Origin of the sequence: Mycolicibacterium thermoresistibile (genome assembly GCF_900187065.1) — a bacterium.
GTDB lineage: Bacteria > Actinomycetota > Actinomycetes > Mycobacteriales > Mycobacteriaceae > Mycobacterium > Mycobacterium thermoresistibile.
Map to the genome: position 1 here is coordinate 532,535 of NZ_LT906483.1, position 21,244 is coordinate 553,778.

Below are 21,244 nucleotides of genomic sequence, written 5' to 3' on the forward strand. Positions count from 1 at the left end.
AGGTTTCAGGCATGTCCGCCGCATCCGAGGCCCCGTCGCCTGAGCCGTCGATCTCCGCGATCTACATCGCGGCTCCGGAGGGGGACACCGGAAAGTCGACGATCGCGCTCGGCATCCTGCACCGGCTGGCCGCCAACGTCGCCCGGGTGGGGGTGTTCCGGCCGATCACCAGGCTGAACGAGGACCGCGACTACATCCTGGAACTGCTGCTGGCCCACGCCACCGCGGACCTGAGCTACGAGGACTGCGTCGGTGTCGGCTATCAACAGCTGCACGAGGACACCGACGGCGCGATCGCCGAGATCGTCGACCGCTACCACCGGATGGCCGCCGCGTGCGACGCGGTGCTCATCGTCGGCAGCGACTACACCGACATCGCCACCCCGACCGAGCTGTCGGTCAACGCGCGGATCGCGGTGAACCTCGGCGCGCCGGTGCTGCTGGCGGTGCGGGCCCAGGACCGCACCCCGGAACAGATCGCGCAGGTGGTCGAGGTGTGTACCGCGGAACTGGCCGCCCAGCACGCCCACACCGCGGCGGTGGTGGCCAACCGGTGCGATCCGGCGCAACTGGACGCGGTGCGCACCGCGCTCACCGAGTTGCTGCCGAACGGACCCAAGTGTTTCGTGCTGCCCGAGGAGCCGCTGTTGGTGGCGCCGTCGGTGGCCGAACTGCAGCGCGCCGTCGACGGCACGCTGATTCAGGGGGATCCGGCGATGCTGCACCGGGAGGTGATGGATGTGCTCGTCGCCGGGATGACGGCCGAGCATGTGTTGGAACGGCTCACCGAGGGGGTCGCGGTCATCACCCCCGGCGACCGCTCCGACGTGGTGCTCGCCATGGTCAGCGCCCATGCAGCCGAGGGTTTTCCGTCGTTGTCGGCCCTCATCCTCAACGGCGGGTGGGAGCTGCACCCGTCGATCGCGGCGCTGGTGTCCGGCCTGGGCCTGTCGTTGCCGATGATCGCCACCGACCTGGGCACGTTCGCGACCGCCAGCCGGGTCGCCGCCACCCGGGGCCGGGTGACGGCCGCATCGCACCGCAAGATCGACACCGCCCTGCAGCTGATGGAGACCTACGTCGACACCTCGGACATGCTGGAGCAGTTGGCGATTCCGATTCCCACCGTCGTCACCCCGCAGATGTTCACCTACCGGCTGCTGGAGCGGGCCCGCGCGGACCGCAAGCACATCGTGTTGCCGGAGGGCGAGGACGATCGCATCCTGATCTCGGCCGGGCGGCTGCTGCAGCGTGGGGTGGCCGATCTGACCATCCTGGGTGACGAGGCACAGGTGCGTGGGCGGGCCGCCGAGCTGGGTGTGGATCTGTCCGGGGCCACCGTGATCGACCCGCGGACCAGCGATCTGCGGGAGCGGTTCGCCGAGCAGTACGCCGAGATGCGTGAACACAAGGGCGTCACGCTGGAACAGGCCCGCGAGATCATGCTCGACGTGTCCTATTTCGGCACCATGCTGGTGTACAACGACATGGTCGACGGCATGGTGTCGGGTGCGGCGCACACCACCGCGCACACCGTGCGGCCGGCGTTCGAGATCATCCGGACCCAGCCCGACGTGTCCACGGTGTCCAGCATCTTCCTGATGTGCCTGTCGGACCGGGTGCTGGCCTACGGCGACTGCGCGATCGTGCCGGACCCGACCGCCGAACAGCTCGCCGACATCGCGATCTCCTCGGCCCGCACCGCCGCCCGGTTCGACATCGAGCCGAGGGTGGCGATGCTGTCCTACTCGACCGGTACCTCAGGAGCCGGCGCTGACGTCGAAAAGGTCAAGCGGGCAACGGAGTTGGTGCGTCAACGCCAGCCGGATCTCCTGGTGGAGGGGCCCATCCAGTACGACGCGGCGGTGGAGCCGTCGGTGGCGCGGACCAAGATGCCGGACTCCCCGGTGGCCGGCCGCGCCACGGTGCTGATCTTCCCGGACCTCAACACCGGCAACAACACCTACAAGGCGGTGCAGCGCAGTGCCGGGGCGGTGGCCATCGGACCGGTGCTGCAGGGGTTGAACAAGCCGGTCAATGACCTGTCCCGGGGTGCGCTGATCGAGGACATCGTCAACACGGTGGCGATCACCGCGATCCAGGCCCAAGGTGGGAGCTGATGTCCGAGCGGAACGTCCTGGTCATCAACTCGGGTTCCTCATCGCTGAAATTCGAGTTGATCGAAGCGGATTCGGGAACATCGCTGGCCGAGGGCAATGTCGAGCGGATCGGTGAGGACACCTCGCTGGCCGGGTTGCGGGTCGGGGAACGGGAGGTCCGCCGCGACGGCGAGCCGATCGCCGACCACGAGGCCGCGTTGCGGACGGCGTTCGACATGTTCGACGAGGCCGGCTCGAACCTGGCCGAGATGAACCTGGCCGCGGTCGGGCACCGGGCGGTGCACGGCGGACAGACGTTCTTCGAGCCGACGCTGGTCACCGACGAACTCATCGCCAAGATGGCCGAGCTCGCGCCGCTGGCGCCGTTGCACAATCCGCCTGGCCTGCTGGGGATGACGGTGGCCCGCAAACTGTTGCCGGACGTGCCGCATGTCGCGGTGTTCGACACGGCGTTCTTCCACGATCTGCCCGCGCCGGCGGCGACGTATGCGATCGACCGGGAGGTGGCGCAGCGGTGGGACATTCGGCGCTACGGCTTCCACGGCACGTCGCACCAGTACGTCAGCGAACAGGCCGCGGTGTTCTTGGATCGGCCGCTGAGTTCGCTGAACCAGATCGTGCTGCACCTGGGCAACGGTGCGTCGGTGTCGGCGATCGTCGGCGGGCGGGCGGTCGACACGTCGATGGGGCTGACCCCGCTGGAGGGTCTGGTGATGGGCACCCGCCCGGGCGACATCGACCCCGGCATCACGTTCTACCTGGCCCGCACCGCGGGAATGACCATCGACGAGATCGACGAACTGTACAACCGGCGGTCGGGGATCCTCGGGCTGGCCGGTGCCAACGATTTCCGGGAACTGCTCAAACGCATCGACGCCGGAGACCAGGCGGCCCGGCTGGCCTACGACATCTACATCCACCGGTTGCGCAAGTACGTCGGCGGGTATCTGGCGTTGTTGGGCACCACCGACGTCATCACCTTCACCGCCGGCGTGGGGGAGAACAACCCGGACGTACGCCGTGATGCGCTGTCCGGATTGGGTGCGCTCGGAATCGAACTCGACGAGCAGCTCAACGCCGGCCCGACGCGCGGGCCGCGGCGCATCTCGGCAGCCGGTTCGCCGACGACGGTGTTGGTGATCCCCACCAACGAGGAGCTCGCGATCGCCCGGGCCTGCCTGAGCGTCATCTGAGCCTGCCGCGACGGTGCGCTCATCATGGTGAGCGTGTTGTGAGTGCTTCGATTGTGCGGTGGCGGTGGGTTTTTCGCTGATTTCCCGCCCTGGGTGCACGCTGAGATCGGTGGCTGCACGCTCACTGTCCTGATTGCACTGTCGAGACCGCGTACACACGCTGGGGACCGTCGAGGCGGTGCCCTCGACTGTGTGTCGACAGATGTGAGTGTGTGCCGGCCGTTTCGGGTGTACGTCAGGTGCTTCGATTGTGTGGTGGCGGTGGGTTTTTCGCTGATTTCCCGCCCTGGGTGCACGCTGAGATCGGTGGCTGCACGCTCACTGTCCTGATTGCATTGTCGAGACCGCGTACACACGCTGGGGACAGTGAGCGCATTGTGGATAACCCCGCCGGACCGCCCGAACATTGTCGGGACCGACGACGAGGTTCCACCCATGACTCAATGCACGAATCAGTGGGGTGAAGCGTTCCTTGCAAGTGAAGCGCTGGCGGCCGGCGCCCTGACACCGCACCAGCTGCGGTCCAGATATCGACGGCTGTTTCCGGATGTGTACACACAGCGCGAGGCGAGACTGACGCTCGGACAGCGAGTTCACGCGGCGTGGCTGTGGTCGCGCCGCCGGGGAACGATCGCCGGCTCGGCCGCGGCGGCCGTGCACGGCACGAAGTGGATCGACGTCGACACCCCGGTCGAACTGGTGCACACCAACCCTCGGCCGCCCGACGGCATCGTCACCCGCCGGTGCCTGCTGTTCGACGACGAGGTGACGACCATCGACGGCCGGCCGGTGACCACTCCCGAACGCACCGCATTCGACATCGGCCGGCGCGGAAGCATCATGTCGACGGTGCCTCGACTCGACGCGCTGGTCAACGCCACCGGGATCAAGCTCGACGACATCGCCCGGCTCGCGGCCCGCCACCCCGGCGCACGCGGTCTGCGGCTGCTGGAGACCGTGCTCGAACTCGTCGACGGCGGTGCACAGTCGCCGAAGGAGAGCCAGGTCCGGCTGTGGCTGATCGAAGCCGGTTTCCCGGTGCCGCACACCCAGATCCCGGTGTGCGACTCCGACGGTGTGCCGTTCGCATTCCTTGACATGGGTTGGCCGGAATGGCTGCTCGCCGTGGAGTACGAAGGTGAACACCACCGGGAACGGTTCCGGTACACCGGCGATATCCACCGGCTGGAGAAGGTGCAACAGCAGTGGAGCGTGGTGCGGTTGACCGCCGACGACACCCAGGTGAGCGCCATCCACCGTGTCCATCGTGCGGTGTCGGCGCTCGGCGTGAACTGCCCGTGCCGACTGTGAACAAGCAGAGTCGATTGTGCGACCAGCATCGCGAAAACCGGGTTTGGCCGCAGTAGCGGCACATTCACCTCCGCGAATACACACCCGATGCGCCCAACGCACAGCCGCCGCGAAACAGGCACGCTCCCACCCGCGAGAGAACCCCCACCGCGTCAGAAGGTGCTCATCGGTCGCACACTGTTGGCCAGGTCGACGAGTGCGTAGCGGTGCGCCTGGGTGGGCGCCACCCGGGCCAACGCCCGCAGCGAGGACTCCACGCCCAGCTGCAGACCGTGTTCGGTGAACGGGAACCCGAGGATGTGGTTGGTGCTGGCGTTGTGATCGGCCAGCCAGTCCATCGCGGTGCCCAGCACCAGCGCGCGGATCTGCAGCACCCGCGGCTCGCTGTCGGGCAGCGCCTCGACCCGGCGGGCCGCATCGCGGATGTGCTTCTCGGTGATCTCGCTGGTCGACCGGCCGGACAGCAGCGTCACCGCACTCGTCAGCCGGGCGGTCGGGAAGTGCCGCGAGGTGGCCGGCACCTGGTCGAGCACCCGCACCGCGCCCTCCCGGTCGCCCTCCGCCGCCAGCGCGCGGGCCAGCCCGAAGGCCGCCGAGATGATGCCGTGGTCGGTGGACCACACGGTGTTGTAGAACTTGCCGGCCTCCGGGCTGCCGGCCAGCTCCGCGGTCGCGGCCAGCGCCAGCTTCGGCGCCAGCTCACCGGGCAGGGTGTCGAGCACCTCGGCGAAATGCTTCATCGCCGACTCGTAGTCGGCGGACAGCATCTCGGCGACGGCGCGGAACCACACCAGCCGCCACCGCCAGCCCACCCGGGCGGCCAGATCGTCGAGTTTGCGGGTCGCCTTGGCGACGTCCCCGAGGTCGAGCAGGGCCCGCACCTCCATCAGCGGCAACTCCACCGACTCGGACAGGTCGATGCCGTCGGAGTCCAGCGCCCCGTGCCGGGCGGCGCGCAGCTGATCCAGTGTCTGCACCGGCTCGCTGAGCACGCTGGCCGTCAGCACCGGTGCGCCGACGTCCGCCGGATCCACCAGCGGCACCGGCAGCGCCTTGACGATCTCCTGGGCGGTCAGCTTCTCCGAGTGCACCTGACCGTCCCGGTAGACGTCGGTGTGCGCCAGCAGCAGATCGATCCCGAACGTCGACCGGGTGGGGCTGAACACCGTCGACAGACCGGGCCGCGGCACGCCGGTGTCCTTGGCGACGACCTCGCGCAGCACACCGAGCAGCTGTGCGGACATCTCCTCGGCGCTGGCGAACCGGCGGCGCGGATCCGGGTCGGTCGCCCGGCGCAGCAGCCGCGCGAACGAGTCGTACTCGGCCAGCACCGGATCGTCCTCGGGCAGGCCGTCGACGTAACGGCCCTTGCGGGTGGGCAGTTTCAGCGTCAGCGCCGCCAGCGTGCGGCCCACGGTGTAGATGTCGGTCTGCACCGTCGGACCGGTGCGCACGATCTCGGGCGCCTGGTAACCCGGTGTGCCGTAGAGGTATCCGAAGGAGTTGATCGTCGACACCGCACCGAGGTCGATCAGCTTCAGCTGATCCTCGGTGATCATGATGTTCTCCGGCTTGAGGTCGTTGTAGGCCAGCCCGATCGAGTGCAGATATCCCAGCGCGGGCAGGATCTCGAGCATGTAGCCGATCGCCTCGGCCACCGGGAGTTTCTTGTCCCGGGCCTCCTTCAGCGACGTCCCGCCGACGTACTCCATCACGATGTAGCCGACCGGGTTGCCGTGCTTGTCGTCGTGCTCGACGAAGTTGTAGATCTTGACGATCCCCGGATGCGTCACCTCGGCGAGGAACTGCCGCTCGGCCATCGCGATCGCCTGCGCCTCGGCGTCGCCGGAATGCACCAGACCCTTGAGCACAACGGGACGTTCGTTCACGTTGTGGTCGAACGCCAGGTACACCCAGCCCAGCCCGCCGTGCGCGATGCAGCCCTTGATCTCGTACTGGTCGGCCACCATGTCGCCGGGATTGAGTTGCGGCAGGAACGAGTACGGGCTGCCGCAGTGCGGGCACCAGCCCTCGATCGCCGCCGGTGTCGCCCCCTTCGACCGCCCGACCGGCCGGTTGCAGTTCCAGCAGAACCGCTTCGACTCCGCCACCACCGGATTGGTCATCAACGCGGTGAGCGGATCCTTCGTGGGCACCCGCGGGATCTCGACCAGTCCGCCGCCCAGCCGGCGGGTCGGCGACATCTGCCGGGCCACCGTGACGGCCATGTCGTGCGGTTCGGTGTCGTCCCCGCCCTCGGTGTCCGGATGGTCCCCCAGATGCGGCCGGAACACCGCCTGGGTGGCCATCGGCCGGATGGTGGACATGGTGTCCAGGCCGAGATCGTCGAAGCTCGCCGGCTGGGTGCCCACCGTGGGTCCGGCCGACGTCGTCTCCGGCGCGGGGCCGGTCGACTTCTGCTCTGATCCGACTGTCGTTTCCGCCGAACGGGTTTCGACGGTCGGCTCCGAACCGACGGTCGGCTCCGCCGGGGGTGTCCCGGTTCGCGCGTCGTCGTGGTTCTGGTTCACTTCGGTCTCAGGCATTCGTCGTGTCAGGTCTTCTGGTGTTCGGCATCAGTCGACGTATCTCGCGACAGGCGGGGCCGGAGCCGGCCCCAATACTGTCAACCATTTGCGGTACAAGGTATTCCATGTTCCGTCGCGCCGGATCCGTTCCAGCGTGCCGTTGACGAACCGGACCAGTCCCGGATTGTTCTTGTTGATGCCGATCCCGTACGGCTCCTGGCTCATACTGGGCCCGACGATGTGCAGATACGGATCCTGTGCCATCAGCCCGGCCAGGATCGAGTCGTCGGTGCTGACCGCGTCGACCTGATTCTGTTGGATCGCCACCAGGCAGTCGGCCCAGGTCTCCACCGCCACGATGATCGGTGGCGGGCTGATCTGCTGCACCCGGGTCAGTGACGTGGTGCCCTTGACGACGCACACCCGCCGGCCGGAGAGGTCGGCGGCCCGCGTGATCGGTGAACTGCGCGGCGCCAGAATCCGCTGATTGGCGTTGAGATACGCGGTGGAGAAGTGGATCTTCTCCTTGCGCTCGCAGGTGATGGTCATGGTCTTGACCACCACGTCGACCTCGTTGTTCTGCAACGCCTCGATCCGGTCGGCCGACGACAGGATCCGGTACTCGACCTGTGCCGGGCTGCCGAAGATGTCGCGGGCGATCTCACCGGCGATGTCGACGTCGAAGCCGGCGATCTGCCCGGTGATCGGGTCGCGGAAACTGAACAGGTTGCTGCCGATGTCGAGGCCGACGATCAGCCGGCCGCGTTCCCGGATGTGGGCGACCGCCTCATCGGCCTCGGCCCTGGTCGGGAACGGCCGCAGGCTCGCGGTGCGGTCACAGTCCTCGGCCTTCGGGTCGGGCATCTGCGCGGGCTGCGGCGGCATCTCCTCCATTCCCGACGGCGACGGCGGGTTGAGCACCACCTCCGGCGCGGGCGCCACCGAGTTCGACTCCCCACATCCGGTGAGCAGCATCCCGAGCACTCCCAGCACCGCCACCAGACGCTTGACCGGCGTGCCCATGGTTCTCACCTCGATGTCCATCACCGGTACTCGTTGAGTCGCGGCCACAGCCCCAGGGCCACCGCGATCGCCGCGACGGCGCTGAGCGCGGCGGCCCCCGCCGTGGCCCCGGACAGCACCCGGCGGGCGTTGACGATGTTGTTGCGCAGTTCGGTGCGGCTCTTCTCGATGGCCTTGTTCAACGCCGCGTCGAGCTGATCGAACGCGGGTGTGGAGTCGCCGTCGCCGGTGCCCAGCGCCACCTGGGTGGCCGCCTGGTAGTTGCCGACCGCGATGTAGGCGTTGATCCGGTCGTCGGCGACGCGCCACCGTTCGAGCAACCGTTGCGCATCGTGCAGATCGGACTTGTCGATGGAGTCGCGGCGCTCGAGATAGTCGGCCAGCTGCTGCTGCATCGTCTCGATGCGCTGGTAGAACGACTCCTTGCGGGTGGTCTCGTCACCGCGGCGGATCAGCGCCAGGGTTTCGTCGGCCCGCGCCTGCTGGGCGGTGATCGCCAGGTTGGTGACGGTCTTGAGGGATTCGGCGGCGGTGTTCTTCGCGCTGCGGCTGTCCGCGGTGGAGATGGTCAGCGCGGTTCCCACCCAGACCACCATGATCAGCACCGCCAGCCCACCGGCGACGAAACCGATGTTCACCCGGCGCCGGGTGCGCCGCGCCAGCCAGCGGTTGGCGAACAGCCCGAACAGCAACGTCGCCAGCACCACCAGGATCACCGGCGCCGGGATGCGGGCCGAGGCCGTCGTCTCGACGTCGACCCGCGCCGACGTCGCCTCGTAGAGCCGTTGCGCATCGGGCAGGATCTGCGACTGCATCAGCGCCGACGCCTCCGACAGGTACGACGACCCCACCGGGTTGCCGGCCCGGTTGTTGGTGCGGGCGGTCTCGACCAGCCCGGTGTAGACGGCCAGCTGCGCGTTGACCCGGCCGAGCAGGGCCACCAGCTCCTCGTCGGTCAGACCGCTCGCTGCCCGGGTGACGGCCACCGCGGCGTCGGTGATGGCCTGCTCGTAGCGCTGCCGCACCTCCGGCGGCTCCGCCCCGGCGATGAACGCCGTCGCCGCCGCCGCGTCGGCCACCGACAGCTTGGTGTAGAGCTGCCCGGCGGCGAAGGCCAGCGGCTCGGTGTGGTTGAGCACGGTGGTCAGCGCCTGCTGCCGGTCGTTGATCGTGGTCGAAGTGGCGAACGCGCTGGCGATGGCCAGCGCGGACAGCACGATCCCGATGGTCAGGATCCGGCCCGGCGTGGTCCACAGGAACCACCAGCGCGAATGTGTCGGGTTGGTCGGCGACCGTGACGCGAGCGGCTCGGTCGAGGGATGCGCCAACTCCACTGTCACGGGTCCGTGGACCTCATCTCTTCGCTGCTAACCCGACCCCGCCAAAACTCTATAAAAGAAGTCTGAGAGCTGCCGTGGAATGGGTCCGTCGAACCGCCCCGGGGTGGCGTGGTTCACCCCGGTCGACGGAGGATGCCTATCCTGAACCCGTGCGGGGCGACGGTGACGGCTGGGTGATGTCGGAAAGCGGCGCCCGCTTCTGGGGCCGGTACGGCGCGGCGGGACTGTTGCTGCGCGCGCCGCGTCCGGACGGGTCGCCGGCGGTGCTGCTGCAGCACCGGGCGGCGTGGAGCCATCAGGGCGGCACCTGGGGGCTGCCCGGCGGCGCCCGGGACAGCCACGAGACCGCCGAGCAGGCCGCGGTGCGGGAGGCACACGAGGAGACCGGCCTGGCCGTCGAGCTGGTCGTGGTGCGCACCGCGGTGGTGACCGCCGAGGTCGCCGGTGTCGGCGGTACCCACTGGAGCTACACCACCGTCATCGCCGACGCGCCCGAGATGCTGGAGACCGAGCCCAACCTGGAGAGCGCCGAGCTGCGCTGGGTTGCCGAGGACGACGTGGGGGCGTTGCCGCTGCACCCCGGGTTCGCCGCCAGCTGGGACGGGTTGCGTGAGCTCATCGCCACCATTCCGCTGCTGACCAACGACCCGCGTTAGCCCGTTCGGCCGCCGGGCAGCATCGCCTTGAGCCGCCGGGCGGCCGCCTCGGGATCGTCCGCCGCGGTGATCGCCCGGACCACCACGATGCGCCGCGCCCCGGCCGCCACCACCTCGGGCAACCGCTGCTCGTCGATGCCGCCGATGGCGAACCACGGTTTGCCGGTGCCCTCGGCCGCGGCGGCGCGCACCAGATCCAGGCCGGGCGCCGGACGGCCCGGTTTGGTCGGGGTCGGCCAGCACGGGCCGACGCAGAAGTAGTCCACGTCCCGATCGGCGATCGCGGTGCGGACCTGTTCGATGTCATGGGTGGACCGCCCGATCAGCACCTCGTCCCCGACGATCCGGCGGGCCACCGGCAACGGGAGGTCGTCCTGCCCGAGATGCAGCACGTCGGCCCCGGCGGCCAGCGCGACGTCGGCGCGATCGTTGACCGCCAGCAACGCGTCGTGACGGCGGGCGGCGTCGGCGAGCACCGACAGCGCCTCGAGCTCGTCACGCGCCTCCAACGGGCCGAACCGCTGCTCGCCGGGGGACCCCTTGTCGCGCAGCTGGATGAGGTCCACCCCGCCCGCCAGCGCGGCGTCGGCGAACTCGGCGAGGTCACCGCGCTCCCGGCGGGCGTCGGTGCACAGGTACAGCGAAGCGGCGGACAACCGGGCAGACCGGGACGAACCGGACGAACTGACTGGTGGATGCACACCGCGACGCTAACGCGCTACGGTGGATGTTCGACACGGGAGTCCCGGGTGCGGGGCTGAGAGTGGGCCACACCGACGGACCGGACCGGCCCTTACCGTCACACCTGATCCGGATCATGCCGGCGAAGGGAGCAGAATGTCCGATGTCATCGGGTCCGACCGCACGGTGGCCGTCGTCGGCGGCGGTGTCATCGGCCTGGCGGTCGCCCGCCGCGCCGCGCTGGCCGGCTGGCAGGTCCGGGTGCACCGCAGCGAGGAGCGCGGCGCCTCCTGGGTGGCCGGCGGCATGCTGGCCCCGCACAGCGAAGGCTGGCCCGGGGAGGAACACCTGCTGCGACTGGGACTGGCCTCGCTGAATCTGTGGCGGAACGGTTTCCTCGACGGGCTGCCGCCCGAGGTCGTCACCGCGCGGGAGTCGTTGGTCGTCGCGGTCGACCGGGCCGACGTCGCCGATCTGCAGACGGTCGGCTCCTGGCTGGCCGGGCAGGGCCATCCGGTCACCTTCACCACCTCCGCGCGGGATGTGGAACCGCTTCTGGCGCAAGGAATCCGGCACGGCTTCATCGCCGACACCGAACTCGCGGTGGACAACCGGGCCGTGGTCGAGGCGCTGCGTGCGCACTGTGACCGGCTGGGTGTGCAGTGGGCGCCCCCGGTGACCGACCTGGCCGAGGTGGACGCGCCGGTGCGGGTGATCGCCAACGGGCTGGACGCGCCCGCGCTGTGGCCCGGCCTGCCGATCCGCCCGGTCAAGGGCGAGGTGCTGCGGCTGCGGTGGCGACGTGGCTGTATGCCGGTGCCGCAGCGGGTGATTCGGGCCCGGGTGCACGGCCGGCAGGTGTATCTGGTGCCGCGTGCCGACGGTCTGGTGGTCGGCGCCACCCAGTACGAGCACGGCCGCGACACCGCGCCGTCGGTGACCGGGGTGCGCGACCTGCTCGACGACTCCTGCGCGGTGGTCCCGGCGCTGGGCGAGTACGAACTGGCCGAATGCGCCGCCGGGCTGCGCCCGATGACCCCGGACAATCTGCCGATCGTGGGCCGACTGGACGACCGCACGCTGGTCGCCGCCGGGCACGGACGGTCCGGATTTCTGCTGGCCCCGTGGACCGCGGAGGCCATCCTCGCCGAACTCGACGGCGCCCCGTTACCCGAAGCCGAGCTGGTAGGAGCACGCTGACATGAAGGCCGACATGAAGACGATGAGAGTGACACTGAACGACGAGACCATCGAGGTCGACGAGCAGACCACGGTGGCGACGCTGCTGGAACAGCGGGGTTTCCCGGAGAAGGGGATCGCGGTCGCCGTGGATTGGTCGGTGCTGCCGCGATCACGGTGGGACACCACGCTGACCGACGGCGCGCGCATCGAGGTGGTGACGGCGGTGCAGGGTGGCTAGCCCGGACACCGACAAGCTGACCATCGCTGGCCGCACGTTCGGCTCCCGGCTCATCCTGGGCACCGGCGGAGCGGCGAATCTGGCGATCCTGGAAGAGGCGTTGGTGGCCTCGGGCACCGAACTGACCACGGTGGCGATGCGCCGCGTCGACGCCGAGGGCGGCACCGGGGTGCTGGAGCTGCTGAACCGGCTGGGCATCACCCCGCTGCCCAACACCGCCGGCTGCCGCGGCGCGGCCGAGGCGGTCTACACCGCGCAGCTGGGCCGGGAGGCGCTGGACACCGACTGGGTCAAACTCGAGGTCATCGCCGACGAGCGCACCCTGCTGCCGGACGCGGTCGAACTGGTCCGCGCCGCAGAACAACTGGTGGACGACGGGTTCACCGTGCTGCCCTACACCAACGACGACCCGGTGCTGGCCAAACGGTTGGAGGACGTCGGCTGCGCCGCGGTGATGCCGCTGGGATCCCCGATCGGCACCGGGCTGGGCATCTCCAATCCGCACAACATCGAGATGATCGTGGCGCAGTCGAATGTGCCGGTGATCCTGGACGCCGGGATCGGCACCGCCAGCGACGCCGCGCTCGCGATGGAACTGGGCTGCGATGCGGTGCTGTTGGCCACCGCGGTGACCCGGGCCGGCGACCCACCGAAGATGGCGGCCGCGATGGCCGCGGCGGTCACCGCCGGACGGCTGGCCCGGCAGGCCGGCCGGATCCCGAAACGATTCTGGGCGCAGGCGTCCAGCCCGCCCCTCTGATCGACCGGCCCGACCCGTCCACCGGGGTGCGGTGGCCGGCCGGGCGAGGTGTCATGATGGCGGCGATGATCGAATTGACCGCGTTGACCAAGGTGTTCGGTCGCACTCGGGCCGTCGACGACCTCACCTGCACGGTCGAACCGGGGGTGGTGACCGGATTCCTCGGACCCAACGGGGCCGGCAAGACCACCACGATGCGGTTGATTCTCGGGCTGGACCGGCCGACGTCGGGCACCGCCACCATCGACGGTCGTCGCTACCGCGACCTGCGTGACCCACTGCGCACCGTCGGGGCGCTGCTGGACGCACGTGCGGTGCACCCGGCCCGCAGCGCGCGCAACCATCTGCGCTGGCTGGCCGCGGCCAACCGGATTCCGCAGCGCCGCGTCGACGAGGTGTTGGAGCTGGTCGGGCTGACCGCGGTGGCCGCCAGACCCGCCGGCACGCTGTCGCTGGGCATGAGCCAGCGGCTGGGCATCGCCGGCGCGCTGTTGGGTGATCCGCCGGTGCTGCTGTTCGACGAACCGGTCAACGGTCTGGATCCGGAGGGCATCCGCTGGGTGCGCACGCTGATGCGCACCATGGCCGCCGAGGGCCGCACCGTGCTGGTGTCCAGCCACCTGCTGGCCGAGATGGCCAACACCGCCGACCGGCTGCTGGTGATCGGCCGTGGCAGATTGATCGCCTCGACCAGCGTCGCCGAGTTCGTCGGCAGCACCGCCGCCGAACGGGTCCGGGTCCGCAGCCCCGAGATGGACACGCTGCGCGGGCTGCTGGCCGACGCCGGCGTCGAGGTGCGGCTCGAACCGGACGGGGCGGCGCTCACGGTGCGCGGCGCGGCGCCGGAGGTGGTCGGCGAGTTGGCCGCCCGCAACGGCATCACCCTCCACGAACTGAGCGTGCAGCGGGCCTCGCTGGAGGACGCCTACCTCGAGCTCACCGACGCCGCGGTGGAATACCGGGCGGTGCCGCGGTGAGCGCCGTGATGAGCATGGCCACCGGCCTGGCCGCGGCGGTGAACGCCGAACGCGTCAAACTGCTCACCACCCGCGCGCCGCTGTGGTCGGCGCTGGGCGTCGCGGTGTCGGCGCTCGGGGTGGCCGCACTGCAGGGCTTGACCGCGCACCACTACAGTGCGCTGCCGCCGCAGCAGGCGGCGCTCGGGGTGGTGGTGTTCGGGATTCCGGTGCTGATGATCCTCGCGGCGCTGACCGTCACCGGCGAACACCGCACCGGCGCCATCCGCACCACGTTCCTGGCCGTGCCGCGCCGCACCGTGGCGATCGCCGCGAAAACCGTGGTGGCGACGGTGTTCTGCGGCGGCTGGGCGGCGCTGATGACAGTGGCCGCGATTCTCGCGGCCGGCGCGTCGGCCGACCCGATGGCCGCGGCCCACCTGACGCCGACCGGGGCGGCGGGTTGGCGGGTGATCGCCGGGGTGACCGCGTTCGCGATGCTCGCCGCGGTGCTCGGCGTCGCGGTGGGAGTGTTGCTGCGGAACACCGCCGGGGCGGTCGCGGTGCTGCTGTTGTGGCCGCTGGTCGCCGAACCGATCCTGGCCAACATGCCGGACGTCGCCCCGGTGGTGGGCCCGTACCTGCCGTTCGGCAACGTGTTCCGGTTCCTCGACGTGCGGTGGCTCTACCCGGTCTTCGACACGCCCTGGGGCGGACTCGGGTCCCTGGTGTACTTCGCGGTCGTGGTCGCGGTGGTGGGTGTCGCCGCCGTGGTGGTGGTGAATCGCCGCGACGCCTGACCCGGGGCGGCCCCGGGTTACCGTGGTGGGCGATGCGTAGCACACCGTTGACCGCCGGGGCCCTGATGACCGCGATGGCCGTGTTCGGCACGGCCGTGGTGGGAGGATGCAGTCGCAGCACCCAGACCGAACCGGTGCCGGGCGCGGCGCCGGCGGCTGCCGACTTCGCCGCCGAACTGCGTGACCGGATCTCCGGTGACGCGGTGTTCGCCCATCTGACCGAGTTGCAGAGGATCGCCGACGAGCACGGCGGCAACCGGGCGCTGGGCACCCCGGGTTACGACGCGAGCGTCGACTATGTGGTCGATGTGTTGCGGGACAGCGGTTTCGAGGTCGAAACCCCGGAGTTCGAGGTGCGGCTGCCGTTCGCCGAGGACCCCGAGGTGACGGTGGGCGGCGCCCCGGTGTCCGCCAAACCGCTGTTGTTCACCATCGGCACCGGCCCGGACGGGGTGTCGGGTCCGCTGGTGCCCGCACGCGCCGACGACGACAGTCCCGGGTGCACCGCCGACGACTACGACGGTCTGCCGGTCGACGGCGCGGTGGTGCTGGTCGACCGGGGCCATTGCCCGTTCGGCGACAAACAGGCCGCGGCCGCCGAACGCGGCGCGGTGGCGCTGATCGTGGCGAACACCGTCGACGAAGAGGAGATGGGCGGCACCCTCGGGGAGAGAACCGAGGTCGAGATCCCGGTCGTCAGCGTGTCCAAGTCCGAGGGCGCCCGGCTGCGGGAACGGCCCGGGCCCACCGCGATCACGCTGGAGGCTGGTGTGGAGACCAAACGCACCCGCAATGTGATCGCGCAGACCTCGACCGGCGCGACCAGCGATGTGGTGATGATCGGTGCCCACCTCGACGGTGTTCCCGACGGGCCCGGGATGAACGACAACGGCTCCGGTGTCGCAGCGGTTCTGGAGACCGCGCGGCAGCTGGGCAGCGCGCCGGACATCGCCAACGCGGTGCGGTTCGGGTTCTGGGGCGCCGAGGAGGTCGGGCTGCGCGGATCGCGGGCCTATCTGGCGTCATTGGATGTCGAGGAACTCAAAGACATCGCGGTGTACCTGAACCTGGACATGGTGGGCTCACCGAATCCGGGCTACTTCACCTATGACGGGGACCTGTCGAGTCCACCGGATCCGAACCGGCCCGCGCCGCGGGTGCCGGAGGGGTCGGCCGGGGTGGAGCGCACCCTGGTGGCCGCGCTCGCCGACGAGGACATCGAACCCGACGACGTCAACCTCGAGGGCCGCTCCGACAACGACAGCTTCACCCTCGCCGGTATCCCCGCCGGGGGGCTGTTCACCGGCGGCAGCGGCGAGAAGACCGAGGAACAGGCCGAGCGGTGGGGCGGGACGGCCGGTGAACCGTTCGACCCGAACTACCACAAGGAAGGCGACGACCTCGACAACATCGACCGCACGGCGTTGGCGGTCAACGCCGCGGCCGCGGCCTATGCGGTCGGGATGTACGCCCAGGATCAGCGGGGCCGCAACGGTCTACCGATCCGCGACGACCGCACCCGCCATCAGCTGAGCAATCCGTGATGCCCCCGGCCCGGGATTCAGCCGGCCCGCCGCGACACCAGATAGCCGGCCGCGCCGACGGCGACCACCGCCGCACCGGCCAGCACCGAGGCCGGCGGCAGTGACACCGCCAGCACCAGGCACCCGGCCAGACCCAGCACCGGTGTCATCCGCCGCCCGCCCAGGGTGTACGCCGTGGCATTGGTGATCGCGTAGTACAGCAGGACGGCGAACGACGAGAAGCCGATGGCGTCGCGCAGGTCGAGCAGCCCGGCCAGCACCGCGACCACGGCGCCCACCGCCAGCCCGGCCCGGTGTGGGCTGCCGAACCGCGGATGCACCGCGGCCAGCGCGGACGGCAGGTGCCGGTCCCGGGCCATCGCCAGCACCGTGCGCGAGACCCCCAGCAGCAGGGCCAGCAGCGCACCCACCGCGGCGACGACCGCGGCGCCGCGCACCACCGGCGCGAACCCGCCGAACCCGGCCGCGGTGACGGCGTCGGCCACCGGAGCGGGCGAGCGGGCCAGGCCGGCGCTGCCGAGCGCGACGAGCACCGCCGCAGTCACCGCCCCGTACACGGTCAGGGTGATGCCCAGGGCCAGCGGGATGGCGCGCCGGATCGTGCGGGCGGGGTCGCGGACCTCCTCACCGAGGGTGGCGATCCGGGCGTACCCGGCGAACGCGAAGAACAACAGCGCGGCGGACTGCAGCACCGCGCCCGCGCCGATGTCGGTGCCGCCGCCCGCCACCCGGCCGGCGGGCGCGCCGAACCCCAGCACGAGCACCACCACCGCGGTGAGCACCCCGAGCACACCGGCCACCACGAGCCGGGTCAGCAGCGCCGACTTCTCGATGCCCAGATAGGTGAGCGCGGTCAACGCCACCACCGCGGCTACCGCGATCGCGTGCGCGTGTCCCGGCCACAGGTAGAACCCGATGGTCAACGCCATCGCCGCACAGGACGCGGTCTTGCCGACGACGAAGCTGAACCCGGCGGTGTACCCCCAGAACGCCCCGAGCCGTTCCCGACCGTAGACGTAGGTGCCGCCGGACTGCGGGTAACGGGCGGCCAACCGCGCCGACGCGGTGGCATTGCAGTAGGCCACCGCCGCGGCGATGCCCAGCCCGGCCAGCAGCCACGGGCCGGCGGCAGCCGCCGCCGGACCGAGCGCGACGAAGATGCCGGCCCCGATCATCGCGCCCAGCCCGATCGTCACCGCGTCGAGGGTGCCCAGCCGACGCGGCAACTGCGGCGATCCCGAAATCGTTGCCGCGCCTAGGTTGACCGGCTGCGCACCGCGGTGGCGACCAGGTAGGCGGTGTAGGCGAGCAGTCCGACGACGGCGAACTTGCGGGTGCGCCGGGCGGCGAGGCCGACACCGAGCGCGGTTTCGATCCCGCCGTTGACGTAGACGTGGTTGCGGGTGTTGTCCGGAAACACCCCGGAGACCAGCGGTTCCCAGAACGTGGGTGCGGCGAGGTGGCTCAACCCGGTCGCCGCGAGGAGCAGCCCCGAGAGTTTGAGCACCTTCGAATCCTTGTCCGAATCCCTGTCCGCCACAACAACCCCTTTCGCATCGGTCGTCGATCTGACTCGCCGACGTAGTATGACCGTGCCGACGCGGCGGACGCCAACCCCGACTCTGGGTATGGTGACCGCATGCGCTGGCTGACCCTGACGGCGATGCTGGGGGTGGCGGTGCTGCTGAGCGGGTGTACCGTCACCGTCGACGGTGCCGCCTCGGCGCCCGCGGACGCCCCGGGAGACGCCACCGTCGTGGTGGCCGAGGACGGTTACGGAGTCGAACTCGGATACCAGTTCGCCCCGGCGCGGATCGAGATCTACATCGAGCCGTTGTGCCCGGCCTGCGCGCGGCTGCAACGCCGTTACGGCGAGGATCTGCGCAGCGCCATCGAACGTGACGAGCTGCGGGTGACCTATCGGCCGCTGACCTTCCTGGACCGGTCCGGCGGCTACTCCAAGCGGGTCAGCAACGCGCTGTTCGCCGCCGCCGAGCCCGGATCGGACGCCGGGGCGACCCAGGTGCAGGCGTTCGTGATGCAGACGTACCGGCTGCTCTCCCCGGTCGGCGACAATCTCGACGCCCGCGGATTGGCCGCCGTCGCCGGGGATGTCGGTCTCCCGGACGACGTCGTCGATCTGATCGCGGACAACGCGCCGGCCGTCGACGTCGAGGCGATGGACTCCTACAACACCGAACGCTTCGAGGAGCTCACCGGTAAGCGCGCCTATACGCCGATGGTGTTCGACCTCAACGCGCGGGCCGAGGTGGACGTCGACGATCCGGACTGGGTGGCTGACGTCATCGAGGGTTCCTGACGGCGTATCAGCGCATGGTGTCGGTGCGGTAGTTGTCGGTGATCGCGATGCACGTGACGGTGCGGTGCCCGCGCTCCCACGATTCCTCCGACGGGGCCAGCACGAACACCTCGACCGGGCGGTCCGGCGCCGGGGTGGCGTAGCCGTCCAGTGCGGGCCGGCATCTGCGCTGATGCTCCTCCAGCACCGAGGCGGGCGGGTAGGCGCCGTCCGGAATGGGGATGACCGCGAACACCTCACCGCGGTGCTGCTCGGTGCAGTCCACGACCGCAAGCGTGGTCACCCGGCTGCTGTCGGGGACCTCGGCGACGCAGTGACCGACCTCGACGTCGGCCACGTCAACACCACCGCGCCCGCTCTGCAGGTAGGCGGCCGCGCCGAGGGCCAGCGCCGCGAGGACGGCCAGCGCCGACGCCGCGACGACCCAGCCGCGGATCCGGCGCCGCGGCGGCCGCGGCGGCCTCGGCGGGCCGGATGAATACGGTTGCGGCGGGGGCGGCGGATACGCCCCGGGCTGCTCCGTCATGCCACCAACTGTAGTGCCGCGGTCACCGCCGCTGCCGCCACGTCGATGTCGCGGGAGCCCAGATCGTGCCGTGCCCCGGCGACGGCCACCACCTCGGTGCGGGCCGGGATCAGCGCCGCGGCGGCGCGCACCTCGTCGAGGCTGCCGAACGGATCGGAGCTGCCGTGGGTGAACACGGTGGGGACCGTGATGGCCCGCAGATGGTCGGTGCGGGTCCGCTCCGGCTTACCGGGCGGGTGCACCGGATAGGAGAACAGGGTGAGCGCCGCCAGCCGCGGCATCGCCTCCGGATTGCGCCCGGCCACCACCATCGACGTCATCCGCCCGCCGTAGGAGTGTCCGCCGGCGATCACCGGCCCGTCGGTGACCGAGTGCGCCCACCGGATCGCCTCCGCCACCCCTTGTTGATCGGTCGCCGCGGAGTTCGACGGTGGTCCCTTGGGGCGGCGCCTGCGGTAGGGCAGGTTGTACCTTACGGCCAGCCAGCCGCGGCTCGCCCACTCGTCGCAGACCCGCTGCAGCAGAGCCGAATCCCGATCGCCGCCGGCCCCGTGGGTGAGCACCACCGCGCCGGCCGGGGCGCCGGTGGGATGGTGTGCGACCCCGGCGATCTCCTCGAGACTCATCTCCGCGATCCTAGGGCCCGCAAATGTAGGGAAACACCGGATATCCGATCGGGCCGCGTCGGTCTACCGTCCAGATCAGTGATTCACGAGCGTCGAACAGCGTCGAACAGCACTGAATCGAGAAGGGGGCGATCGCATGAGCACTGTGACGTTCACACGCCGGACAATCGGGGCGGCGGCCGCCGCCGCGGCGGCCGCGGGTGCGGCGCTCGCACTGGCGGGGCCGGCGTCGGCGGGCAAATTCGACAAACACCTCGCGGTGGACTGTCCGCAGCCGTACAGCCAGAACTGCCCGCCCCGTGCCGGTATGACGGCAAACACCAGCGGGCCGTTGTTCGTCACGTTCACCGCCGACGGCAATCCGCCGGCGTGTGCGCCGATGCGGGCGCGGATCTTCATCGACGGCAAGGAGTGGGGCAGCAACATCGTCCAGCCCGGGCAGAACGACGGCGGCTATTACATCGACGTGGCACCGGGCAGCCACCTGATCGAGGTGCAGGGCGACGGTGTCCGCGGCGGATGCAACACCGGCGCGATGAGCGGCTGGTCCGGCACCCTGCACGTGGAGACCGACGACGATGCGCTCAACGGCGCGACCCCGTAGCCGGGTGCTCGGCCCGGCGGTGATTGCCGTGGTCCTGACCGCCGGGGTGGGCGCCGGCCCCGGGATCGCGGTGGCGGGCGCGGACGAGCTGGGAGCACCGGAGATCACCAGGGTGCGGTTCGAGGGGTCCAACCTGTTCATCTCCTTCGTCGACCACGCGTCCGAGGAGAACGGCTTCCGCTACACGGTGCGGGAGCGCGACAACCCGGATCGTGTCCTCGTCAACGATGTGGAGGTTCCCGGCGGGGTGCCCGGCGCCAACCGGGAGTCGACACACCAGTTCGGCGACATCCCGGCCGGGGTGCCGGTGTGCGCCACGATGCGCGCCTACCGGATGTCGGGTTCGGGCATCTCGTTCAGGTACGCCGACTCCGGGCCGTCGAACACCCTGTGTACGGATCCCGCTGCCGCGCAGACGGATGTGGCGCTGCAGACGATCCGGGGCGCCGAGTTCCCGCCGGCCGATCAGGCGCCGGCGTATCTGGTGATGCTGCGCAACGCCGGGAACACCGACGCGGCCGGTGTCGTCGTCGACATCTCCACCTCGGGTGTGGCCGTCCTCGGCGATCAGGGCCCGGTGGCGGCGGGCTGGAACGCCAACGGCTTCGACTGCGCGGTCAGTTCGCCGACCGCGATGCGCTGCACCGGCGGCACCGTGAGAAAAGGACAACAGATCAACCCGGCGGTGATCGTGCGGTTCACCGGGCCCGGCTTCGGCGCGATCCATGCCCAGGCCGGCGGTGCGGGGGACACCAACCCCGGAAACAACGGCACCGCGCTCAATGTGACGGCCGAGTGAGTGACGGCCGGGCGAGAACGGCGAAACCGGTCCCCGA

The 21,244-nt window shown here is 70.3% G+C and carries 20 protein-coding genes, 1 pseudogene and 1 riboswitch; of the genes and pseudogenes, 13 read left to right on the forward strand and 8 right to left on the reverse strand.

Translation table 11 applies throughout. The annotated features are described in order from the left end of the window. The first annotated feature begins 11 nt into the window (after positions 1-11). From pta to CKW28_RS02395, 3 genes are all read left to right on the forward strand, one after another. Entirely contained in the window at positions 12-2,120 is a 2,109-nt protein-coding gene (gene pta / locus CKW28_RS02385) for a phosphate acetyltransferase (RefSeq protein WP_003926661.1), read from the forward strand. After that, on the forward strand, positions 2,120-3,313 hold the full coding sequence (locus CKW28_RS02390; RefSeq protein WP_003926660.1) for an acetate kinase: 1,194 nt from the start codon (positions 2,120-2,122) through the stop codon (positions 3,311-3,313). The genes pta and CKW28_RS02390 overlap by 1 nt, the downstream gene beginning before the upstream one ends. A gap of 435 nt (positions 3,314-3,748) precedes the next feature. Beyond that, positions 3,749-4,624, forward strand: coding sequence for a type IV toxin-antitoxin system AbiEi family antitoxin (locus tag CKW28_RS02395; RefSeq protein WP_061252266.1), 876 nt, complete (start codon positions 3,749-3,751; stop codon positions 4,622-4,624). A 152-nt stretch (positions 4,625-4,776) separates the two neighbouring features. Here the strand turns inward: CKW28_RS02395 and CKW28_RS02400 are convergent, their stop codons facing one another. From CKW28_RS02400 to glnX, 3 genes are all read right to left on the reverse strand, one after another. After that, entirely contained in the window at positions 4,777-7,170 is a 2,394-nt protein-coding gene (locus tag CKW28_RS02400) for a serine/threonine-protein kinase PknG (RefSeq protein WP_003926658.1), read from the reverse strand. A gap of 30 nt (positions 7,171-7,200) precedes the next feature. Further along, complete coding sequence (locus tag CKW28_RS02405) at positions 7,201-8,127, reverse strand: glutamate ABC transporter substrate-binding protein (protein WP_234785005.1); 927 nt, start codon at positions 8,125-8,127, stop codon at positions 7,201-7,203. Positions 8,128-8,195: 68 nt separating this feature from the next. Continuing rightward, positions 8,196-9,515 (reverse strand): protein kinase G-activating protein GlnX, encoded by a 1,320-nt coding sequence (gene glnX, locus CKW28_RS02410; RefSeq protein ID WP_003926656.1) that lies wholly within the window; start codon positions 9,513-9,515, stop codon positions 8,196-8,198. A 149-nt stretch (positions 9,516-9,664) separates the two neighbouring features. Between glnX and CKW28_RS02415 the strand changes: the two are divergent. Then, positions 9,665-10,168 (forward strand): annotated as a pseudogene (locus CKW28_RS02415) (NUDIX hydrolase); the annotation flags it as partial. Here CKW28_RS02415 and thiE read toward each other — a convergent pair. Beyond that, entirely contained in the window at positions 10,168-10,827 is a 660-nt protein-coding gene (thiE, locus tag CKW28_RS02420; protein ID WP_003926654.1) for a thiamine phosphate synthase, read from the reverse strand. The pseudogene CKW28_RS02415 and the gene thiE overlap by 1 nt on opposite strands. Positions 10,828-10,897: 70 nt before the next feature. After that, a riboswitch (TPP riboswitch) is annotated at positions 10,898-11,020 on the forward strand. Between thiE and thiO the strand changes: the two genes are divergently transcribed. From thiO to CKW28_RS02450, 6 genes are all read left to right on the forward strand, one after another. Then, on the forward strand, positions 11,009-12,052 hold the full coding sequence (gene thiO / locus CKW28_RS02425) for a glycine oxidase ThiO (RefSeq protein ID WP_003926653.1): 1,044 nt from the start codon (positions 11,009-11,011) through the stop codon (positions 12,050-12,052). Its footprint overlaps the riboswitch before it by 12 nt. Positions 12,053-12,074: 22 nt before the next feature. Next, entirely contained in the window at positions 12,075-12,272 is a 198-nt protein-coding gene (thiS, locus tag CKW28_RS02430) for a sulfur carrier protein ThiS (RefSeq protein ID WP_003926652.1), read from the forward strand. Then, positions 12,265-13,032 carry a thiazole synthase gene (locus CKW28_RS02435; protein ID WP_003926651.1) on the forward strand — a complete coding sequence of 256 codons (768 nt, stop codon included), beginning with the start codon at positions 12,265-12,267 and terminating at the stop codon, positions 13,030-13,032. The genes thiS and CKW28_RS02435 overlap by 8 nt, the downstream gene beginning before the upstream one ends. Before the next feature lie 65 nt (positions 13,033-13,097). Further along, a complete protein-coding gene (locus CKW28_RS02440; protein ID WP_003926650.1) occupies positions 13,098-14,009 on the forward strand; it encodes an ABC transporter ATP-binding protein in 912 nt (303 codons plus the stop codon). A gap of 14 nt (positions 14,010-14,023) precedes the next feature. Continuing rightward, complete coding sequence (locus tag CKW28_RS02445; protein WP_003926649.1) at positions 14,024-14,788, forward strand: ABC transporter permease; 765 nt, start codon at positions 14,024-14,026, stop codon at positions 14,786-14,788. Between the two features lie 32 nt (positions 14,789-14,820). After that, positions 14,821-16,332, forward strand: coding sequence for a M20/M25/M40 family metallo-hydrolase (locus tag CKW28_RS02450; RefSeq protein ID WP_040547262.1), 1,512 nt, complete (start codon positions 14,821-14,823; stop codon positions 16,330-16,332). 17 nt (positions 16,333-16,349) lie between these two features. Here CKW28_RS02450 and CKW28_RS02455 read toward each other — a convergent pair whose 3' ends face one another. Together CKW28_RS02455 and CKW28_RS02460 are read right to left on the reverse strand one after the other, a co-directional pair. After that, positions 16,350-17,558 carry an APC family permease gene (locus CKW28_RS02455; RefSeq protein WP_003926647.1) on the reverse strand — a complete coding sequence of 403 codons (1,209 nt, stop codon included), beginning with the start codon at positions 17,556-17,558 and terminating at the stop codon, positions 16,350-16,352. A gap of 29 nt (positions 17,559-17,587) precedes the next feature. After that, positions 17,588-17,872, reverse strand: coding sequence for a DoxX-related protein (locus tag CKW28_RS02460; RefSeq protein WP_003926646.1), 285 nt, complete (start codon positions 17,870-17,872; stop codon positions 17,588-17,590). 99 nt (positions 17,873-17,971) lie between these two features. On the opposite strand from CKW28_RS02460, the gene CKW28_RS02465 reads away from it, so the two are divergent. Further along, a complete protein-coding gene (locus tag CKW28_RS02465) occupies positions 17,972-18,652 on the forward strand; it encodes a DsbA family protein (RefSeq protein WP_003926645.1) in 681 nt (226 codons plus the stop codon). A 7-nt stretch (positions 18,653-18,659) separates the two neighbouring features. Here the strand turns inward: CKW28_RS02465 and CKW28_RS02470 are convergent, their stop codons facing one another. Beyond that, positions 18,660-19,178 (reverse strand): septum formation family protein, encoded by a 519-nt coding sequence (locus tag CKW28_RS02470; RefSeq protein ID WP_003926644.1) that lies wholly within the window; start codon positions 19,176-19,178, stop codon positions 18,660-18,662. Then, positions 19,175-19,804, reverse strand: coding sequence for an alpha/beta hydrolase family protein (locus CKW28_RS02475; RefSeq protein WP_003926643.1), 630 nt, complete (start codon positions 19,802-19,804; stop codon positions 19,175-19,177). The genes CKW28_RS02470 and CKW28_RS02475 overlap by 4 nt, the downstream gene beginning before the upstream one ends. A gap of 136 nt (positions 19,805-19,940) precedes the next feature. On the opposite strand from CKW28_RS02475, the gene CKW28_RS02480 reads away from it, so the two are divergent. Together CKW28_RS02480 and CKW28_RS02485 are read left to right on the forward strand one after the other, a co-directional pair. Next, the gene (locus CKW28_RS02480) at positions 19,941-20,408 is read left to right on the forward strand and encodes a hypothetical protein (RefSeq protein WP_050812006.1); all 468 of its coding nucleotides are present in this window, start codon (positions 19,941-19,943) and stop codon (positions 20,406-20,408) included. 28 nt (positions 20,409-20,436) lie between these two features. Continuing rightward, positions 20,437-21,207 (forward strand): hypothetical protein, encoded by a 771-nt coding sequence (locus CKW28_RS02485; RefSeq protein ID WP_131588055.1) that lies wholly within the window; start codon positions 20,437-20,439, stop codon positions 21,205-21,207. Positions 21,208-21,244 lie beyond the last annotated feature (37 nt).